The organism is Deltaproteobacteria bacterium, from assembly GCA_020845775.1.
In the GTDB taxonomy this organism is placed as follows: domain Bacteria; phylum Bdellovibrionota_C; class UBA2361; order SZUA-149; family JADLFC01; genus JADLFC01.
Map to the genome: position 1 here is coordinate 13,260 of JADLFC010000167.1, position 20,000 is coordinate 33,259.

Consider the following 20,000-nt stretch of genomic DNA (forward strand, 5'->3'; position numbering starts at 1 on the left):
AGTAAGTAGCGCATCACTCCCACTCTATAGTCGCGGGCGGTTTAGTGGATATGTCTAGAACGACGCGATTAACCCCGCTAGTCTCGTTGATGATGCGGGCTGAAATCCGCCTCAATGCTTCTTCGGGAAGCATATACCAATCGGCAGTCATGCCGTCCCTAGAAGTTACTGCGCGAATTGCAACGGCTTGTTCATACGTCCTCGCATCTCCCATCACGCCCACGCTATAAACCGGAAGCAATACCGCAAAAACCTGCCATAGCACCTCTTCGAGGCCTAAAACATGAACCTCCTCGCGCAAAATAAAATCTGCCTTGCGAAGAATCGCCAAGCGCTCTTCCGTAACCTCACCAAGACAGCGAATAGCAAGCCCAGGCCCGGGAAATGGTTGCCTAATAATAAACTCCTCAGAAATACCCAAGCCTCTACCCACAGCCCTAACCTCATCCTTAAAAAGCTCGCGCAGCGGCTCAATTAGACCTAATTTCATGTTATCGATCAAACCACCAACATTGTGATGGCTCTTAATAGTGTGCGATTGGCCGACTACAGAGATACTTTCAATGACATCCGGGTACAAGGTTCCCTGCACTAGATATTGAACATCGGAAAGCAAAGCCGCCTTCTCCTCGAAAATCTCAATAAATATCCTACCTATGATTTTTCGCTTTTCCTCGGGATTGCTTATGCCCCTTAATTCGCCTAAAAATCGCTTTGCTGCGTCTACAACGCAAACATTGAGTTCTAAACTTTTTAGCGAGCGCTCTATAACTTCGCGCTCGCCCTCGCGCAATAAGCCGTTATCTACAAATACACAAACTAACCTCTCACCTATCGCCCTATGCACCAGGAGTGCCGCGACAGTGGAATCGACACCACCACTAAGGGCGCATATAACTCTGCCCGACGGCACTTTTTCCTTAATGGCGCTTATTACTTCCGTGGCGAAACACACAGGATTCCAGTCCTGTCTAAGCTCAGCAATGTCAAACAGGAACGACTTAATAATGTCCTTGCCAATAGGAGTGTGATGAACTTCGGGATGAAACTGCACGCCGTATATCTTTTTTGCAATGTTTCCAAATGCGGCAATTGGGGATCCTTTAGACGAGGCAAGTATTTCAAAGCCACGCGGCATTTCCAACACCTTGTCACCGTGACTCATCCATACTGAATGCTCTCGCGATACGTCAAACAAAAATGGAGCCTGTAAGCGGTTAAACTTAACCAAAGATGGGCCAAACTCCCTCTCCTGTGGCGAAACGCAATTTTGCGCACTTTCGGCATCAGCAGTAGCCGATGAATCTTCATCTCCCCAACCACCTACCCTTCCACCCAGAACAGTTGCGATTAGCTGCATGCCATAACAAATTCCAAACACCGGAATACCGGCATGCAATAAAACTTCGTCTATTTTGGGAGCGCATTTAGAATTTACGGATGCCGGTCCACCGGAAAGTATCAGAGCACTTGGATGTCGTCCGAGCAATTCTTGACCGGGAGTATTGCCCGGAACAATCTCACAATAAACACCAAGTTCCCTAACTGTCCTTGCAATGAGCTGGGTATACTGCGAACCGAAATCGAGAATTAATAATTGAGCCTTCACTAAAGGAATTCCTCTTATCTACCTACCTAGACCTTTGTACATCGCTTCCTAGCGCACGCTATAGTTTGGAGCCTCTTCTGTAATAAAGACATCGTGCACATGACTCTCGCCTAAGCCAGAGGGCGTGATGCGTAAAAATTCCGATTTTTCCTTCAACTCGGCAATCGTTCGCATACCACAGTATCCCATTCCTGCCCTCAGCCCGCCCACTAGCTGATAGACGGATGAGGCTAAAGACCCTTTGAACGGAACTCTTCCCTCGATGCCTTCCGGCACTAACTTGGCCGGATCCGCCTCGGCTTCCTGCATATAGCGATCCCTTGAGCCACATCTCATGGCACCGAGCGATCCCATACCCCTATACAATTTATAGCTTCGCCCTTGGTAAAGCACTGTTTTTCCAGGCGATTCTTCAGTTCCAGCAAAGAGCGAACCAACCATAACGCTATCAGCCCCAGCAGCTATCGCCTTTACTAGATCGCCAGAGTATTTGATTCCCCCATCCGCAATTACCGTTGCTTGAGTTCCGCGCAATGCCTTGGCTACTTCGGCAATGGCCGTAATCTGCGGCACCCCTACGCCAGAAATAATTCTCGTCGTGCATATAGAACCAGGGCCTATGCCAACTTTCACTGCCTGTGCTCCAGCGCTAATCAAGGCTTTAGCGCCTTCGGCCGTAGCAACATTCCCACCGATTACCTGAAGTTCGCTAAATTGGGCTTTGATGTACCTTATTGCGTCGAGCACGCCTTTAGAATGCCCGTGTGCACTGTCTACTGCTATGACATCCACCCCGGCCGCTACTAAACGCTCTAGGCGCTCTTTTAAATCCGAAGAAACACCTACGGCCGCACCGACACATAGGCGTCCGAACTTATCCTTGCAGGCGTGAGGATATCTCCTAGTTTTCTCTATATCTTTAATTGTAATTAGCCCATGCAAAATCCCCTTTTCATCCACGACCAAGAGCTTCTCAATGCGGTGCTTGTGCAACAGTGCCTTGGCATCTTCTAAAACTGTTCCCGGCGGGACTGTAACGAGGTTATCTTTTGTCATTACCTCACTAATGGGCCTGGAATAATTTGTTTCAAACCTAAGATCGCGATTGGTTACAATTCCGACTACGGAGCCATCTTCGCGGGTGACTGGCAAGCCAGATATTCTAAACTCTGACATGTATTCTAGGGCCTGACCTATTTGCTGCTCCGGACGAACCGTTACTGGAGAGGTTATCATTCCGCTTTCGGACTTCTTAACTAACATCACTTCCCTAGCTTGTTCGGCAGGAGTCATGTTTTTGTGAACGATGCCCAATCCTCCTTCCTGAGCAAGAGCTATCGCAAGCCGAGACTCAGTAACAGTGTCCATGGCGGCACTCAGTATTGGGATATGTAGATCCAGGGAAACTGTTAGCTTGGTGCGTATGTCCGTATCCTTTGGAAGTAGCTCTGAATAGGCTGGCTTGAGGAGAACATCGTCAAATGTCAACGCTAAAGGCGTATTGTCATCTAGCATATATATAATCCTAATATAATCGGTTGGGTGCTAATTATAGCCTTACTGGCTTTAAGAATCCAGTATTTCTTGGACAAGAATAGTATCCAAGTCACTATGAGCAGCGAGAGAAGGGTCATTAGTTGCGTTTCTAATTCGCTTTACTATATCCTGAGCGAGTTTTTCGGCATCGGGAAAGCTATCAATTCTCGAGCTACTGGACTCAAATATACTTGTCGAAGCAAGGCTAAAATTAATAGTGGCTTGAATTTCGCGTTCGACAAAACTCATGGCTTCTAGGTCGTTTTCTAACTCTGCCATGTAAGCACTAAGCGATTGAACTGCAAGCAAGGCGGTTGTTCGCGTCTTAATATCGCTATTGAGCGGGTCTCTGCTGCTTACGTCTTGCAAGGCAACCTCGCCTTCTACCGCTTCCGCTAATGGCTCGACGTCTATGTATTCGACGCCCAGTATTCCATCGGCACCTCCGCTGCGATCAAGCGAAAGCGATAATGCGGTGGCGGCATTGAGGTCGACGCCAGCGTCTTTTAACACTTCGGAAATGTCGCTTTTGCTAAAAGCATCGTACGTTTCCCCGTCTGCTAGCTCGATAACCGCTCTGGCGTCGCGCACAAGGCCTTGATATCGCAAATTCAGACTATTGCGATCTGCTTGGGTTGCATCCGATGCGGCCGATTCTTCGGATAGATCTAAAAGGTCGTGCGTAATATCCTCTAGTTCGGAAAGTAAATTCTTGCTGGTGCGCACAAGGCCAATTGCCTCATTGAACCTAACATAAGAGCGCGCAAAAGCCTCGGCACCAATTCGCAAACCGGATGCCAAATCGACATTGTCCCTATCAGATGTAGCACCTAAGCCTCGGCCATTTATTGAAGACTTGGCCGAGCTAGCTTTTTGGCCAGAGCTCTTGGCTAGCTCGACTAATACACCGCCACTAATCTTGTTAATAAAGGACATGCAGAAACTCCATGACAGATCCGATCCATAGCAATAAATACGGCAGTTCCCTCAATAATCTTTTGGGTTAAATTATTTCTTTAATAATTACATATGGTTAGAGCTCTATCGAGAAGTCGCCATTTGCGAATTGGCGCCGCTCAGTGTCCCAGCACTTCCTTTAGGTCGTCTTTTGGAATGCCGAATTTTGGCCTAAGAGTTTTATTCTCCTCTCGTGTCCATTGTTGAACAGGTTGGTCAAGCTGGGCAGCGAGACTATTAAAAGTCCTCTTAGCTGCCACGATGCCATATCCACCACCTACGGCCAAAACCAGCAGTACGAGCCAGCCGAATACTCCAGAACTATCCTCTTCCGGCTCGGAATCCTCTGCATCGAAGGCAGTTGTGTTTATAGCTAATAGCGAACGCTCCTTGGCCGAAATCAGCACTCCTGTCACTGTTTCGGGGAATCGCTCAATTAAGAGAGAGCGAATAGCTTCGCGTCCGCTTACATATGGGTCTTGCGTAATGGCTTCGCGAAAAAAATCTAAAGCATAGCTAGGAACACCGTCTTCCAAGGCATCAATTGCTCCCATCAGATAAGCCTGAGCGAGGGCGCGCTTAACTCGGTCATTCGTTGCGGAAAACGTCTGGATGATCCTCGAAGTCACCTCTTGCTTTAGAAAATTAAAACGCACCTCCTTTCCAACACCTGTGGCAATATTTAGGAGGAAGTCAGCAATGCCTAGCAACACTTCGTCGCCACAATACTTTGGAGCAAGGCTTGCAACATGTAGCAAATTATCTGCGGCATTATAAGGTTGGCGTTTTAGTAGGGTTGCCACAAAAACAGCTCTTTTTCTTTCGATCAGCTCCAAGAAAAAGGCGTCGCTTGTCACTGAAGAGTCTACTAGTGTAGCAAATGACTCGTCCAACCTCTTCTTCTTACCCAGGAGTCTCGGCGCGTTCTCCACAAGACTCTTAATCTCGGCCTCCAAATCAAAGCGATGTCCAGCCGATATTCGCCTCTGCATATTGCTAAGCAAAATAACAGCAGTGTCCAAATATAGCGCTAATTCTTTGTTGTTTAGGTAAATCTTTTCCAAATAAGCTTCAGCCGGAGAAAGGCGCGTACTAAATCCCTGCCGCAGCTCAAGCCAGTTGTTCCAATCGTCTTCGGTCAATTTGCGGACGATTATATCCAAAGAGTGCTTTCTTACTGCAGGCCAGATCGTTCGCTCATAGTCAGGGAGCTCCTTAAGTACCGCGGGCTTTAGCAATGAAAGCGACTCCGCACTTCCCTCTTCCAATGCCGCGCCTATTAGGATAATGCGACCAGCCTGCTCTACCGCTGGATTTTTAAGTATACGTCCAACTCGCCGATACACTCCCCCCGCTTCGCTCCCCTTTTCTGACGTGTCAGGAGAAATAGCGACCTTGGCAGTCTCCTCTCTTACAAAGGCCCCTAAAGGATCGAGAATTTGATATTGTTCAGACGAAGGAATCCCAACGAAAACAAAACACACGCCTAGCAAGGCGGCGAGAAATAATATCAAAACTGTCCTATACGAGTTAAACATTGGCAATCGCACCCGGGCCGAGCTGCCAGTCCTTTAAAAAAGATCTAACCGGCAATAGTCGCCCCAAACAACAAATTTAAATGTCAGTATATAATCCGAGAACAACAAAAAGAACACCAGACGAAGCAAATTGCGAACAACCGAGCAAAATACTAACACAATGCGCTCAAAAATGCACTATCCACGGCGGATATTCGACAAAACTATTGAGAAAATGATTCTCGGGCAAGTTTACTGATTTCGACATCAGAGCTCTTAATAAGGCCGCGTGCGTGGGGGATAAATTCGGGATCTTTTTTGGCGCGAGAAACGGCACCAAGAGCAAGGCGACGCCTTGCGGCTGTGTTCTTAACGACATCGATATTTTTTGCAATTAACCTCGCGTGACCAGCCCACTCTTTCGACTCCATGTCGGCTATAAGAGCCGTTTGAACTGCATCTTTATCGGCATAACCAAGTAGAAATTTCTCGGCTCGAACGCCAACAAACGGCCGGTTTTCAAGCTTCCTTAGCTCGAGGAATATCTTCACTAGCTCATCTTCACCTCCGGCCATCCGCTCCAAATCTTGTACAGTTGCCGTCATGTGCCGCATCCCAAGAACGAGAGCTATCTTTTCGACCTTGTCATCATCACTATGGGCAATCCTTAAACATGCCACGCTTAACATTAGAAGCGGCACAATCGCATACACTATCGCAACTCTTACTATTCTGCTCATAACACTAATCCAAAAACTTACCTAGAAATCTTAGTCCACTATGGCTTGCAAGTTAATCACCCCACCCTGCTGCGCGCTTAGATCCTGCTGACTGCCAACTCCAGTAACAGGCGTAGGAAACATGTTATTCGAAACAAGCCCGCTGCCTCGACATGTCGCAATAGAATCACAAGTAGCAGTATCAGTTAATCTATCCCCTTCGACAAATTCAAAATCCTCGGACACTATCTCTACAGGGTGCATTAAGCCCAAATAATGCCCCCCTTCATGCGCAAGCGTTTCTCCCAGCACAACCACTTCCTCATTACTAAACGAGCCATCGCCTCCTTGGTGCATCAAGAGGCTAATTGCTACATAGCTCGTACTAGCAACAATCGCCGAACCAGGCCGCCCAGCGGCAACGCCTAAAACGCCAAGCGTTCCATCACCTCCGGCAACGACACTCGTGCTATCATCTTCAGAAATATCCTCACCTACGAAAATGTTAAGCGCATCGATTTGAGCACCGTTGCTGTTAATGGCGTCCGCAATTAACGATGAACCAACGCTAGGACTTGGCACTATGCCGCTATCGCTACTCACGTCAAACATCTCAATATCTAGCTCGACTCCACGAGAGGCGTAGACATCCCTCCAAACATCAATTGCGTTATTGAGTATTGCTACCGTGCTGTCCTTCTGTGCCTCGGAGCCAAGCAAGAAGATATTTGTTCGCAACACTCCTGACGTCAAATTAGCATCGCTTTTCGCAACGACAGTTGCATCAAAGTTAGTAGCAATAGCCTCGCCATTATCTAGGAAAACCAGAACCTGAGTGTAAACGCCGTCGATTAGCTGCTCATCAGCCAACCTGCTCGGATATGGCAGAGCATTTAAGTTATCAAATAAATTTAGCCCATCCGAAAATGGCGGCTCGTTTTCGAACAGGCTTTGTAAGGAAGCACTGCTCGGATTAAGCAATTCCAAAGTTCCAAGCATTACTCCGCTTTTCTGCGTTACTACCTGAAAACTAGTAGTATTGCTCAAACTGAGCTCAACTGTCGCCAAGCCATCCTCAGCACTGCGACCAGAAAACTCTACTTTCGTGCGAGTGACCCCGCCAGATGTGCCGGGATTGACATTAACCCTAACAGTGCTACCGCCACCAGAACCTCCACCACCTGTACCTGAACCCCCTCCACTGTCACTGCCACCATCATCGCCACCTCCACCACTCAGACCACCTCCACCCGGAATTGGCGACGGAGTATCCCCTAAGCCTATAGAATCGCCGTTACCGGAGTTTAGATTAGAACCAGTCGAACTATTGCCAGAGGTCTTAGCCGTCGTCCCAATTCCTGCGCCGTTACAAGCAGACAACAATAACAGTAAGGAAATACCTAGAGAGATAATTTTAAATCGCACTTAGCATACCCGCCTTTTATCTCATAAATGGCCCGTCGTTTAAACTTAGTAGTACGACAGGCCATATTTTTCTCAAACCAAAACCTGGCTCTTATAGCACCGCTTCTTTCAATGCCTTATTTGCCGTAAAGGCGATCTTTTTTCGTGCCGGTATCATCATCGGTTGCTGAGTTGCAGGATTCCTACCCATTCTGGCCTTAGTCTTGCGAACTTGAAGTTTGCCTAAGCCAGGAAGTGGTATTTTATAGCCACTTTTTAAGCCGTTCTGAATCACAGCCATAAAATCGTCATAAAACTCCTTCGTTTGACGCCGATTGTTAAAGCCACAGTAGTTCTGAACGCAGTCAAGAAACTCGCTCTGAGTATATTGCTTGGTCTCATCGTTCTTTGGAACGACTAAAACTGGCTTTGTAGGTGGTTTGGGAATAAACTTCGTCGGAGCTGGTTTTGCTGCTGCCTCTACTTTCTTTTGAGGCTCCTTTTTCCCATTAGCTACTTTTGACGCTACCTTCGCAGCCGCTCCCTTTTTCATAGCCCCCTTTGGCTGCTTTGTTGCTGCGGCTTTTTTTGCAGGCTTTGCAGCCTTTGGTGCAACCTTGCCCTTATTAGTTTTAGCTACGACCGGTTTCTTGGCAGATCCCTTGGCAGGTTTCTTCGACACTGACTTTTTTACCACCACTACTTTCTTCTTTGCCGTAGCGGCTGTTTTTTGTTTAGCTGATGCGGTTTTCTTCACTTTTGTCGCCACGTGACACCTCTCTCTTTTAATAACTCTATTAGGAAAACAAATTACTTCTCACAACAAATCTATACCCGTTGCTAAACTCGTTTTTATGCAAGGTCAAGTGCTGTTGACAAGCAAAATCAATCTTTTTGCACAATAAAATTCAACTTCTCATCTCTGTGCGGATTCTTAGAACGAAAAAAAACAACTGCAGTACCACTCCACAAGGCACAGCTAACGCTCTCGAGCTCACGCGCGAACATTAGCAACTAGCCTTAATAACTCCTCGTATTCATTAACAATTTTACCCCAAGCGAATTCTGTTCTGGCCCGCGCATGAGCTAGCTTTCTAAACCTTTTTAACGCGCTCTCGTCCATCAACACATCTTCTAAACACTTCCGCAGTGCTAGCGAACTATTTTTTTCATAAAGAAGTCCAGCGTCCCCTAACACCTCCTCGTTTTCAGGCGTTTTGTTCGCAATTATGCAGTTTGCAAATCCCATTGCTTCAACCAAAGCCGGATGAGTACCGCCAACTTCTGTAGCTTGAACATATACACGCGCACCAAGTTGCAAAGCACGATATGCTTCGCCAAAGCGATATCCCGCAAAAAGAACGCCCGGCCCAGCGATGCGCTTTAGACGCGCAATATAAGATCCAGCATAAGGAGCATCCCCAACTACAACTAGCGGTATCGAGTCCCTAATGCGCTGCGGCAACCCATTATAAGCCTCAATCACTACGTGCGCGTTGTTTTCCGGCTCTAGTCGACTAACGTATAATACATAGTTGTTTGGACTAACTCCCAAACTGCCACACACTTCGTTATTCCAAACGCAAGAGGATGCGGGAGCTACAGCACTGCAACTTAAATCTAATTTAGCGGTAATTTCCTGCTCTAAACACGACTCGTTGTAACCATAGCGTATGACCTCGGCCTTAACAGAGTACTGCTCAGCATAGTAATCGGCTATTACTTGAGCATCGGCAATTAGGCGGTTAGCGAACTTAACGGAAGCAATCTCGCCCAACTTGTACCAAAGCTTCCCAAGTTTATTCCATTTAGCGCGATGGCGCTCTATGCCATCGACATTAATTGCAACTGGTAGTCCCGCAAGGCGAAGAAGCCAAGCAAAAGGACTATTGGCTGCATTGCAGACGAGCACTACATCCGCACGACGAAAACACAGATCGATAAAACACAATAGCGAGTGCAAAGGCGTTTCTAAGTATTTATGCCGTATAGCTGGCAACAGTATAATGCGCACCCCCCGATAATATGGCTCATTATGACTAATCACGTGCGTACGGCCATAAACGAGAACTTCATGCCCTTTGGCCACGAGCCTTACCGAAAGCTCTTCGGCGAAAGTCTCAAACCCGCCATAACTAGCCGGTATTCCGCGAATGCCGCAAATAGCTATCTTCATCTTACGTTCCGAAAATTTGTAACTGATAAGCACTCAAAATGCAGGCGGGCGATTGTGGCAATTGCCAGCCTGCATTAAACTCCACACCAGAAACCAGGCTCGTTTGTGTTTTTTTGTTATTACTTCCATTTATTAGCAATGTTGCGGCGCAGGCAATTTTTTAACTTTCCCTTTGCTACTACAAGAACTAAACTTACCTGGGTATATCGTCCCCTCGTATCCGTAATCCTACCCGTCTATAACCAAAGTGGTTTTATTACTAAGTCGATTTCCTCAGTTCTGGCAAACGATAATTATCCATTGGAACTAATAATCGTTGATGACGGCTCTACCGATGAAATTAAAACCGCTGTTAAGCCATTCCTCGCTGATAGCCGAGTAACAGTTCTTCACGAACCCCATAGAGGACTTTGCGAGACTTTAAACCGTGGATTTTCGGCAGCAAAGGGAAGGTTCTTGACATGGACATCAGCCGATAACCGCTACCACTCCCGGGCTATTGGCATGCTTGCTGACTATTTGATTGCTAACCCAAGCATAGGTTTAGTTTACGCGAATGTGGAGCTGATAGATCGCGATGGAAAGCCACTAAAAAACAGCTCCTATAGGCCGCAAAATCAGCAGACAGACGCCAGCCACAAACTTCTTCTCCCTTTGTCAGCGGATCTTTTAGCAGATTTTGGGGATAACTTTGTCAATGCTTGCTTCCTTTACAGGCGCTGTATTCGAGACATGGTTGGAGAGTACGATTCGCGCCTTTTAGGGCACGAGGACTACGATTACTGGCTTAGGGCTAGTGTCGCCGCACCTTTATCTCACATCGATACAGACGAAACATTGTACCTCTACTGTTTGCACGAGGATTCTCTAACTGCACAACTCGAGGCAAACGCACTTGCAGAAAAGGCTAAAGAAACTGCCTTTGAGGCAAAAGCCCATTTGGAGCATTTTAGAATGCCGCTCGAGATCGCACTTTGTTACAACCGTTCTACTGAGGCGCACCAGATGCAAGCCCTAATCTCGGCATCTTTGGAAGCCTCCGGAAACCGCTGCAGGGCGTCAACTGCAACTAAATCTCAAGACGAAAATGAGTCCTTGCTAGCGATTACAGAAATAACCGCCCACGCTAAAGGCGCTAGTAGCACAGAAAACTCGCAACTGAGTGCTTATGCATTCAGGCCATTAAATTTTTCCACTAAACTTTGTTTTTCTCACAGCTCGCACGAATCTCTTTTGGTAAACAAAGAAATACTTCCCTTCGTCGTGTCCAAATTTTCGCCGCTTAAATTTTTGGGAGCGAACGCAAGGTTGTCGCCGCACGCATGGATGCTTCCGCCATTTAAGCTCCCCAATAGCCTGCGCATGGCAAGAGAGGGCAATTTTAAGGCAGTCACGCCTACAAAATCATCTCGCGCCACAGTGCTCATCTTTATGCCTGACAAAATAAGCCAAGGTTCAAGCAACCAAGGGGGATTATTGAGTTCGTCGATGGAAGACTATTGTTGGAAGATGAGCGTTCTAAGGCTTGTAATTTCAAGTATAAAGGATTTCACGTTTGTCGCACTTTGCAATAATGAATTGCAGCGCATGGCTGCTGACGATCTAAACCTGTCGCTAATAGAAAGCAAGTCGAATAGCAATCTTAGAATTATCGACCTTTCGTCTCAAAATGAAAATCGCGATCTCGTGGAGAAGTCAACTATGTATGTCTTAAGTAGCTGTGAAACTGTTCTAAATGTTAGCAGCACGCTGACAGAGATGTCTGCAATTATAGAACTGCGCGTTGAAGCGGCCATAGCTGCCCTAGCAGGCATTGGAATTATTGCCCTCACAAGAGAGACACCAGAGTCTATGACAACTAACTTGGCATCGTGGATTAGTTCTTCAACACCTTCGCCCAGTGCCAAGGTGCCCCAGAGCGAGATTCCCAACATTGCGTTAGACATGCCGCATCTAAGCGTTTTAAAGTGCCCGGATTTAGGCAGCTCGTTAGTGAGTTTTCTTAGCTCGGCCCTCAAAAAAGCTTTAATAGCGGCTACGAGCCAGGATATCGACCAAAAATCCCTCGAACAGTTTCTCTCTACGCTTACGCTGCTCGCTATGGGCCAGCGAATTTACAGCGTTCTCCTTGCAAAAGAACACTGTGCGGGGTAGATACTTAAAGGACTTTCGAACATGGACGCAGAACGTCCAGGGTAGATTTTAATCGATTGGAGAAAGGATAGAGAATGGTTACAAAAAATATATTCCTAAAGAGAAAGAAAACACATGCTGGCATGTTAATGTCCAGCTTGCTTTTACTAGCTTCGTCACCAGCTATGGCATTGGATACTGCTGAATTTGAGCAGCAGATGAATTCTTATTTGGCTAAACCAGAGAATGTCGAAAAGATTGGCGAGGTTCTCGAAGCTCATTTTAGGAAAAAGAGAGAGGACGAACAGAAGAAAGCTGCAGAGAGCGAGCAAAAAGAGCTGGAGGATCAGTTCAATAATCCTATTAAGCTAGATGTGAGCAATTCTCCGGCACGCGGCAAGGCCGATGCAAAAATTACCGTTGTTGAGTTTTCGGACTTTCAGTGCCCCTATTGTCAACGCGGCGCAAGCGTAATGGATGAGTTGTTAAAGGAATATCCAAATGACGTAAAAGTCGTTTTCAAGCATTTGCCTCTACCCTTTCATGCTCAAGCCAAGCCCGCATCGCGAGCAGCACTGGCCGCTGGCGAGCAGGGAAAATTCTGGGAAATGCACGACGCGCTATTTAAGAATCAGCAAAATCTAACCGATGAAGGATTTCTTGAGATGGCTAAAGGCATTAGCGGGCTTAACGTAGATAAGTTCAAGGCTGACCTAACCGCCAACGCGAGCAAGTACGACAAAGTAATAGAGGATGACGTCGCATTGGCCACCAAGCATGGCGTTCGTGGGACACCTGGTTTTTTTGTAAATGGCGTGCAGGTGCGCGGCGCGCGACCACTGCCATACTTTAAGGACATCGTCGAGCGCTGGAAGACAAAACTTCAATAACTGCCTCGAAGCTATCCGCAGAGGCGGTCTTATTGCGGCGTTCAAACCCACAAGTTTGACATCTGTGTAAGATCGCCATCTGCTTTCCTCTCTTTTCTATTGCTACTGGTTCCATTTCCCCTCCACAATTTGAAGCTCTATCGCCTGGATTATTGTCGACGTGTTTGCTCCATAGGCATTGTGGACAATGATTGGTATAACCGTTTCCCTTAACTACTTTAGCACAACGAAAACAGGTAAAATCCTCCTTGCAGGCCGAAAACAGTTTATTAGCGTCGGTCACATCAATGTCTCCACATGGCCGAACAGACAAGAGAAGAGGTAACTAAACCCGCCACATCAGCTAGTAGTGCAGCCACTAAGGCGTAGCGAATTTTGGTAATGCCCACCGCACCAAAGTAAACTGCTAGGACATAAAAAGTCGTCTCGGTACTTCCCTGCATGGTAGAGGCTACATAAGCCGAGTAAGAATTTGGATCCGCCTCTATTAGCGCACTCATAATCCCAAAAGCCGCACTCCCCGAAAGGGGTCTAACTAGCGCCATTGGCAATGTGTCTGCTGGCATGCCTATAAGTCCCGTAAGCGGCTCTAGCCTCACTGCCATAACCTCCATTGCGCCAGATGCGCGAAACATTCCGATTGCTACTAGTATTACGACTAGGAATGGAATAATCCTTACCGCAATATCAAATCCTTGTTTGGCTCCTTCGGTTATTGCCTCATAAATCCGCACTCCTCTAGCTATTCCAAAGCAAATTATGCCGAGCATTAAAAATGGCATCAGCCAAAACGGCATAACCTCATTACTTAGAAAATCAAGTATATTTGGTGCCTTAAATGCGCGAACTACAAGCGCGATACATAACATGAGCAACATCCCACTCGCTATGAGTCGATTACTAGCTTTGCTACTGCCAAGCAGGTGTTTAAAATTGCCAAAGTTTTCCGCTTTGGAGGCGTCTATATCGACTTCGTTACTAGAAACTTTTGACCCACCTTGCGGTGTAGTTATAGCCTGCTGAGTTAACTCCAAATATTTCTTATCCCTGCGCGCCAAAAGAGTAGCCGCGATTACTGCAATCGTCGTCGAAGCAATCGTCGCGATTAATGTTGGCAAGAATATTTCTGCTGGATATTTGCTTCCAGCCGCAGCTCTTACTCCTATAACTCCCAACGGCAAAATCGTTACACTAGATGTATTTATGGCTAGAAACAGACACATTGCGTTAGTTGCCATCCCTGGAAAGGGGTTAAGTTTGTTTAACTCCTCCATAGCCCGTATTCCCATGGGAGTTGCCGCGTTGCCTAATCCTAGAAGATTGGCCGAAAGGTTTAGGATCATTGCACTCATTGCCGGATGTTCCGCCGGAACTTCTGGAAAAAGCTTGGTCATCAGTGGCTTAACTTTACGTGCTATCCAAAACATTAAGCCTCCTGCTTCTAAAATGCGAATAAAGCCGAGCCATAACGCCATGACACCTATAAGGTTAATCGCAAGAGTCACCGCGCTTTTAGCTGCATTAAAACTCTCCTCGGTGATTTGCTGCATTTTCCCCGAAAAAGCGCCAAAAAAAATGCCTCCCACAACGAAAAAAACAAAGACTATGCTTATCGCGCTCGCCTTATTGTCGGTAGTGGAAGCAATCTCTTCAGCGTTATCTCTGCCAGTGCTTTTATTATTCGCCATACTCTTACAAGCCCATATTAATCACAAAAACCCAACATGTATTTTTCCAGCCAAGATATTTTATCGCGCAGCGATGCGGCCTTTTCAAATTCACATTGAGCAGCAAAACCTAGCATCTCGCCTCTCATGCGCTCGATTAGCGCCTTACATCCAGCAATATCATGTGGGAGCTCCTCGGATGAGAAGCCGGCGATAGTTTCATTTGTGTCAACTCCCATCCACAAACGATCTCCCGACTCGCCATATTCCTGAGCCACCAATCCAATGCCGTCTCGTGCGCGCCTTACGGGTGTGGGGATTATGCCGTGAGTCTCGTTATGTTTTTGCTGTATTTCGCGGCGACGGTTTGTCTCTGCTACTGCTGCCTTAATCGAACGCGTCTCTACGTCCGCGTACAAAATCACCCGCCCATGGAGATGCCGCGCCGCCCTGCCAATCGTTTGAATGAGGCTAGTCTGGGACCGCAAAAATCCCTCCTTATCGGCATCCATGATGCCTACCAAGCTAACCTCTGGCAAATCCAAACCCTCGCGCAAGAGGTTGATTCCTACGAGCACGTCAAATTCGCCCTCTCTTAAACCTCGTATTAGTTCAATGCGATCTAGCGTATGAATCTCCGAATGCAAATACCTTACGCGCACCCCAATTTCTCTATAATAGGTGGATAAGTCTTCAGCCATCTTCTTGGTAAGTGTTGTGAGCAGCACCCTTTCCCCTCGCCCGACGACTTCCTTAATTTCACCTAAAAAATCTTCAACTTGGCTTATCGCAGGCCGCACGACGACTTCAGGGTCTAATAAGCCGGTGGGTCTAATAATTTGCTCTACTACAAATCCTTCGCTTGCTCCAATCTCAAACTCTGCCGGTGTAGCGGAGACGAAGATGACCTGGCCAACATTTTTCTCAAATTCGTCAAATCTAAGCGGCCTATTATCCAGAGCCGATGGAAGGCGAAAGCCATAGTCTACTAGAGTTTGCTTGCGCGCGCGGTCTCCCCTATACATTCCAACGAGTTGTGGAACTGTGACATGACTTTCATCTATAAACACCAACAAATCCTCTGGAAAGTAGCTAAGTAGGGTCGGTGGCGGCTCGCCGGGAGTGCCTCCGGTAAGGTGTCGCGAATAATTTTCAATCCCTGGGCAAAATCCCATTTCCTCCAAAAGCTCTATGTCGTAGAGGGTGCGCTGCTCCAAACGCCTTGCTTCTAATACCTTTGATTGTCGCTCTAACTCGCTCAGGCGCTCGCGCAATTCTCGTCTAATAGTCTGAACGGCCTGTTTTAGTCGTTCCTTAGTAGTAACGAAATGACTTGCCGGATAAATGCAGATTCTTTCTAAGCGGCGCAACACCTTGGCACTAAGGCGATCTACTTCGCTAAGCTCCTCGACCTCATTGCCAAAGAACTCTATGCGTATAATGCGGGAATCCTCATAGGCGGGACAAATTTCGACAACATCGCCGCGAACGCGGAATCTGCCTGTGCGAAAATCAACATCATTTCGCAAATACTGTAACATCACTAGTTTTTTTACGACTTCTTCACGGGATACGCGGTCTCCTGCTTCGAGATACAGCATCATGTTAAAATAGTTTTCCGGCGCGCCCAATCCATATATGCAGCTAACACTTGCAACGACAATGCAATCTCGCCTCTCAAGAAGGGCTTTGGTAGTAGCGTGGCGGAGTTTGTCGATCTCCTCATTGATGGCAGCGTCTTTCTCGATATATGTATCCGTAGCCGGAAGATAGGCTTCTGGGCGATAGTAGTCGTAATAGCTTACAAAATACCTCACTGCGTTTTCGGGAAACAGCTCTTGAAACTCTGAATAGAGTTGAGCGGCCAATGTCTTGTTGTGCGCTATGACTAATGCCGGGCGATTAACCTTTTCAATAACTTTGGCAACTGTAAAAGTTTTTCCACTCCCAGTAACGCCCAATAAAACCTGTCGCTTTTTGCCAGCGCACAGGTTGCGAGAAAGTTCCTCAATGGCATTGTTCTGATCCCCGCTAGGGCCATAGGCGCTATTAATTAAAAATGCGTTGGTGGAATAGAGCGGGCCATCGCCACACATGGCTAAAAATTCTCAAGTATTTGACTTGCTCGTTCGATCAACAACTCTCGTCTTATAAACGGAATTATTGCCTTGAGTTCGGGACCAGAAAGTTGTCCGGTTATCGCAATTCGCAGAACTTGAAAAAGCTTTTTCCCGCCAAATCCCAATTGCTTCTTAAGCATAGAGTTTAGTTGCTGAAACTGCGCTGCATCGTAGCAATCCGAATCGCCCTCAGTCGCGGTTTCCTTTATTAATTCGAGCCATGCCTTTGCAATCTGGCTACAAACTGCTTGCTCATCGCAATCGGTTAAAAGTGCGCGCGAATCAGCAGAAACTTCAAATTCCTCAGCGACTAATATCTTTGCCAACACTTTTGCGTCTCGCAGCGACCTAAGCTCATCTCGCAAAGTGCTTATGACATCTCGCCAATACTTGTCTCCGCGTTGAAGGATTATGTCTCTATATTCAGCCGTAAACTGCAATGCTTCACGGCTAATTTCTTCTACGGGCAAATGTTTTATCCACCAAGCGTTAAGCCAATCTAGCTTAGGCACATCAAATATAGAGGCCGTCTTTCCGACTCGATCTAAAGAAAAAGCCTCAACTGCGTCCTCTATAGAGATTTGTTCTTTGCCTTGAGGGTGTGACCAACCTAGAAGCATTAGGAAGTTCACAAGCGCCTGTGGCAAATATCCACTTGTCCTAAACTGAGAAACGGCGGCTAAACCTTCTGAGTTTCTCTTAGAAAGTTTCTGGCCATCCGTACCCAAAATAAGCGGCAGGTGCGCAAATACTGGAAGTCTAGCTTCGAGCGCATGAAAAATTAGAACCTGCTTTGCCGTATTAGTGAGGTGATCCTGACCTCTTATTACATGCGTAATCCCCATGTCAGCATCATCGACTACGGAGGCTAGGTGATATGTCGGCGTGCCATCTTGGCGGAGGATGACCGGTTCCGGTCCCAGGGCTTTGGGCGAAAATACACATTCTCCGCAGATGACATCATTTATTACAATATCACTTGTTGGATATTTTAGGCGCAGTGCTCCACCTTCATCGCAATAGGCCTTGTTATTAGCCAACATCTCGCGAGCCGCTTGGCAATGCCTATTAAGCCTTTCAGACTGCCTTAAACTACCATAACTTCCCGGATTATCGGGCCCGGCGTCCCATTCGATGCCTAGCCAACGCAGGTTTTCGCAGATATCCCGCTCTAATTCGGGTCTCGAGCGCTCTCGATCGGTGTCGTCGATGCGGAGGATAAATGTGCCCTTATTTTTTTTTGCCACAAAGTAGTTAAACAGTGCCGTTCGCGCTCCGCCGACGTGAAGTTCGCCGGTGGGGCTAGGTGCAAATCTAACGCGCGTTGTTTCCACTGTTTAACCTAGGAATGCAGATTTAAGCGCCTACTTGCCGCTGAGCTCAGCAACCGTAAGCGGCCCACGCTGCCCCCACTTTGCTCGCACTTCGGCAATGACAGACTTATCAATCGCCGAAGCCTTGTTGGTCCAAGCACCCCTAACGTACGAAGCTACTGCTGCAAGCTCCTCATCGTTCATCTGTGTGCCAAGAGCCGCCATGGCGCTATTGTAAGCCGCACCGTTTACGGTTATTGGCCCAAGCAGCCCATAATTTACAATGGCGACTAAGTGATTCGGGTCACCTACCACATATTCGCTTTGGTCGAGTGGCGGGAAAACTCCGGGGATTCCTTGGCCGGTAGCTTGATGACAAGCAGCGCAGTGCCTAGCGTATAACGCAGCTCCATCTGGCCCAGCGCCTTTGGGAGCTACTTCGGCAATTTGCGAGTTTCCCGGCACTGCTGAGACGCTAGCAGAGGTCTCGTATTTCGGCGCAGTTATCACATCGCCTTTTCCGCCCACATCGCGCCAATTGCGCTCACAACCTGCAACCGCTAACAAGGAAAAAACAATAAAAGTTTTTTTAATTAATTTCATAACTTTTCACTAAAACACCTATTGATACAATAAATCCGGCACCAAATCTCCCCCCATGCCTTAGCTTTGTCAATACCCTACCTCACTCAATAGTTCATAGCCACGAGGCACTTAATAATATTAATTGGGGATTGTCTTTTGCTTAGAAATCGGTCAAAAAGAATGGCTCGGGAGACACTTCCTTTGCGTTCGACACATCCTGCAAATAATATGAAAAGCAACATGCCTATAACGGAACTAAATCGTTTTCTTCCTCGTGCCTATAAACGCCATGTGTCGTTTAGGCAAATTTTTGAGGCGAATTTACAGGACGAAGAGAAAAAAAACGAAATGCATGAACTATTGGAAACCTATGAACGCTTGTTAATTAAACTAGACCGCGAAACTTCCGCCAGCGACCTCGATGCAACCTTTCAAAGAGTTCTCGACGTGCAGAGACAAATTAATAACCTACTTGAATCCTCAAGATTACTGACTGCTCTCAATAATCTTAGACTTTAATCAGTCTTGACAACGCATGCAAAAATACGAGAGTCTCACGCTCCTGCAAATGAGGGGCGTTAGCTCAGGCGGTAGAGCAGTTGCCTTTTAAGCAACGGGTCACTGGTTCGAGTCCAGTACGCCTCATATTCAACCTATTGAAATAACGCGCAGATACGATTAGTTTTCCACCAAACAACTAGCCTTACTCACACGTCTAGCACGACATGCCTCTACTGCCGCAGGGAGTATAGAAAGAAGGATAATCGCAAAGATAACCACAGTGAAATTCTTTTTTACAAATTCAAGCTCTCCGAATAAGAAACCAGCGCCGACAAACAAGACTACCCAAAGCACGGCACCAGAAACATTGAACATGGCAAAGTGCCGATAGCGCATGGAACCGACCCCAGCTAAAAAAGGGGCAAATGTACGGACAATGGGAACGAAACGAGCAATCACTATGGTTTTCGAGCCGTACTTATTATAAAAACTCCTAGTTTTTTCGAGGTATTCCGGGCGAAAAATTCTAGAACCTTTCCTCTCAAAGACCTTGGGTCCTATATAAGCCCCTACCGCATAATTGACTGCATCTCCGATAACAGCTGCTACAAAAAGCAAAAGCCCAAGAAGCCAAACATCTAGCGATCCGCGTGCCGCGAACACGCCTGCAGCAAAGAGCAACGAGTCGCCGGGCAAAAAAGGAGTCACGACCAAGCCGGTTTCGCAAAATACCACCACAAACAGCAACCCATACGTCCACGCACCATAGTCCCGAATGATAATATCCAGGTACTTATCGATATGAAGAAATAGGTCAAATAATTGAATCAAAGCTTCCACAAATAAACCCTCAATGCGTCACTTTACCTCGGC

General features: G+C 47.0%; 17 protein-coding genes and 1 tRNA gene. 4 read left to right on the top strand and 14 right to left on the bottom strand.

What is annotated here, in order from left to right; genetic code table 11:
- Positions 1 to 13: 13 nt before the first annotated feature.
- The 8 genes from guaA to IT291_10635 all read right to left on the bottom strand — a co-directional run bounded on the left by guaA (position 14) and on the right by IT291_10635 (position 9,918).
- Complete coding sequence (gene guaA / locus IT291_10600; GenBank protein ID MCC6221677.1) at positions 14 to 1,609, bottom strand: glutamine-hydrolyzing GMP synthase; 1,596 nt, start codon at positions 1,607 to 1,609, stop codon at positions 14 to 16.
- A 48-nt stretch (positions 1,610 to 1,657) separates the two neighbouring features.
- Entirely contained in the window at positions 1,658 to 3,124 is a 1,467-nt protein-coding gene (gene guaB, locus IT291_10605; GenBank protein ID MCC6221678.1) for an IMP dehydrogenase, read from the bottom strand.
- A 51-nt stretch (positions 3,125 to 3,175) separates the two neighbouring features.
- The gene (locus tag IT291_10610; GenBank protein ID MCC6221679.1) at positions 3,176 to 4,081 is read right to left on the bottom strand and encodes a hypothetical protein; all 906 of its coding nucleotides are present in this window, start codon (positions 4,079 to 4,081) and stop codon (positions 3,176 to 3,178) included.
- Between the two features lie 140 nt (positions 4,082 to 4,221).
- Positions 4,222 to 5,640: a hypothetical protein gene (locus IT291_10615; protein MCC6221680.1), complete on the bottom strand. Its 1,419-nt coding sequence runs from the start codon at positions 5,638 to 5,640 to the stop codon at positions 4,222 to 4,224.
- A gap of 203 nt (positions 5,641 to 5,843) precedes the next feature.
- On the bottom strand, positions 5,844 to 6,359 hold the full coding sequence (locus tag IT291_10620) for a hypothetical protein (GenBank protein ID MCC6221681.1): 516 nt from the start codon (positions 6,357 to 6,359) through the stop codon (positions 5,844 to 5,846).
- A gap of 30 nt (positions 6,360 to 6,389) precedes the next feature.
- Positions 6,390 to 7,763, bottom strand: a complete 1,374-nt coding sequence (locus IT291_10625) for a hypothetical protein (GenBank protein MCC6221682.1) — start codon at positions 7,761 to 7,763, stop codon at positions 6,390 to 6,392.
- A 91-nt stretch (positions 7,764 to 7,854) separates the two neighbouring features.
- Complete coding sequence (locus tag IT291_10630) at positions 7,855 to 8,295, bottom strand: HU family DNA-binding protein (GenBank protein ID MCC6221683.1); 441 nt, start codon at positions 8,293 to 8,295, stop codon at positions 7,855 to 7,857.
- A gap of 441 nt (positions 8,296 to 8,736) precedes the next feature.
- Positions 8,737 to 9,918: a DUF1972 domain-containing protein gene (locus IT291_10635; GenBank protein ID MCC6221684.1), complete on the bottom strand. Its 1,182-nt coding sequence runs from the start codon at positions 9,916 to 9,918 to the stop codon at positions 8,737 to 8,739.
- Positions 9,919 to 10,023: 105 nt separating this feature from the next.
- On the opposite strand from IT291_10635, the gene IT291_10640 reads away from it, so the two are divergent.
- Together IT291_10640 and IT291_10645 are read left to right on the top strand one after the other, a co-directional pair.
- Complete coding sequence (locus IT291_10640) at positions 10,024 to 12,072, top strand: glycosyltransferase (GenBank protein MCC6221685.1); 2,049 nt, start codon at positions 10,024 to 10,026, stop codon at positions 12,070 to 12,072.
- A gap of 74 nt (positions 12,073 to 12,146) precedes the next feature.
- Positions 12,147 to 12,941: a thioredoxin domain-containing protein gene (locus IT291_10645; GenBank protein ID MCC6221686.1), complete on the top strand. Its 795-nt coding sequence runs from the start codon at positions 12,147 to 12,149 to the stop codon at positions 12,939 to 12,941.
- Here the strand turns inward: IT291_10645 and IT291_10650 are convergent.
- Genes IT291_10650 through IT291_10670 form a run of 5 tightly spaced genes read right to left on the bottom strand, consistent with a single transcriptional unit; the run spans position 12,901 to position 18,644 of the window.
- Entirely contained in the window at positions 12,901 to 13,206 is a 306-nt protein-coding gene (locus tag IT291_10650) for an RNHCP domain-containing protein (GenBank protein ID MCC6221687.1), read from the bottom strand. The two genes, IT291_10645 and IT291_10650, sit on opposite strands and share 41 nt — an antisense overlap.
- 19 nt (positions 13,207 to 13,225) lie before the next feature.
- Positions 13,226 to 14,629 (bottom strand): spore maturation protein, encoded by a 1,404-nt coding sequence (locus IT291_10655; GenBank protein ID MCC6221688.1) that lies wholly within the window; start codon positions 14,627 to 14,629, stop codon positions 13,226 to 13,228.
- A gap of 17 nt (positions 14,630 to 14,646) precedes the next feature.
- Positions 14,647 to 16,704: an excinuclease ABC subunit UvrB gene (gene uvrB / locus IT291_10660; GenBank protein ID MCC6221689.1), complete on the bottom strand. Its 2,058-nt coding sequence runs from the start codon at positions 16,702 to 16,704 to the stop codon at positions 14,647 to 14,649.
- A 2-nt stretch (positions 16,705 to 16,706) separates the two neighbouring features.
- Complete coding sequence (locus IT291_10665) at positions 16,707 to 18,062, bottom strand: glutamate--tRNA ligase (GenBank protein ID MCC6221690.1); 1,356 nt, start codon at positions 18,060 to 18,062, stop codon at positions 16,707 to 16,709.
- A gap of 30 nt (positions 18,063 to 18,092) precedes the next feature.
- Positions 18,093 to 18,644, bottom strand: a complete 552-nt coding sequence (locus tag IT291_10670) for a cytochrome c (GenBank protein ID MCC6221691.1) — start codon at positions 18,642 to 18,644, stop codon at positions 18,093 to 18,095.
- Between the two features lie 183 nt (positions 18,645 to 18,827).
- Here IT291_10670 and IT291_10675 point away from each other — a divergent pair, with 183 nt between their 5' ends.
- Together IT291_10675 and IT291_10680 are read left to right on the top strand one after the other, a co-directional pair.
- A complete protein-coding gene (locus tag IT291_10675; GenBank protein MCC6221692.1) occupies positions 18,828 to 19,145 on the top strand; it encodes a hypothetical protein in 318 nt (105 codons plus the stop codon).
- A 53-nt stretch (positions 19,146 to 19,198) separates the two neighbouring features.
- Positions 19,199 to 19,271: transfer RNA gene (locus IT291_10680), tRNA-Lys, on the top strand.
- Positions 19,272 to 19,304: 33 nt separating this feature from the next.
- On the opposite strand, the gene IT291_10685 is transcribed toward IT291_10680, so the two are convergent.
- On the bottom strand, positions 19,305 to 19,967 hold the full coding sequence (locus tag IT291_10685; GenBank protein MCC6221693.1) for a DedA family protein: 663 nt from the start codon (positions 19,965 to 19,967) through the stop codon (positions 19,305 to 19,307).
- Positions 19,968 to 20,000: the final 33 nt, after the last annotated feature.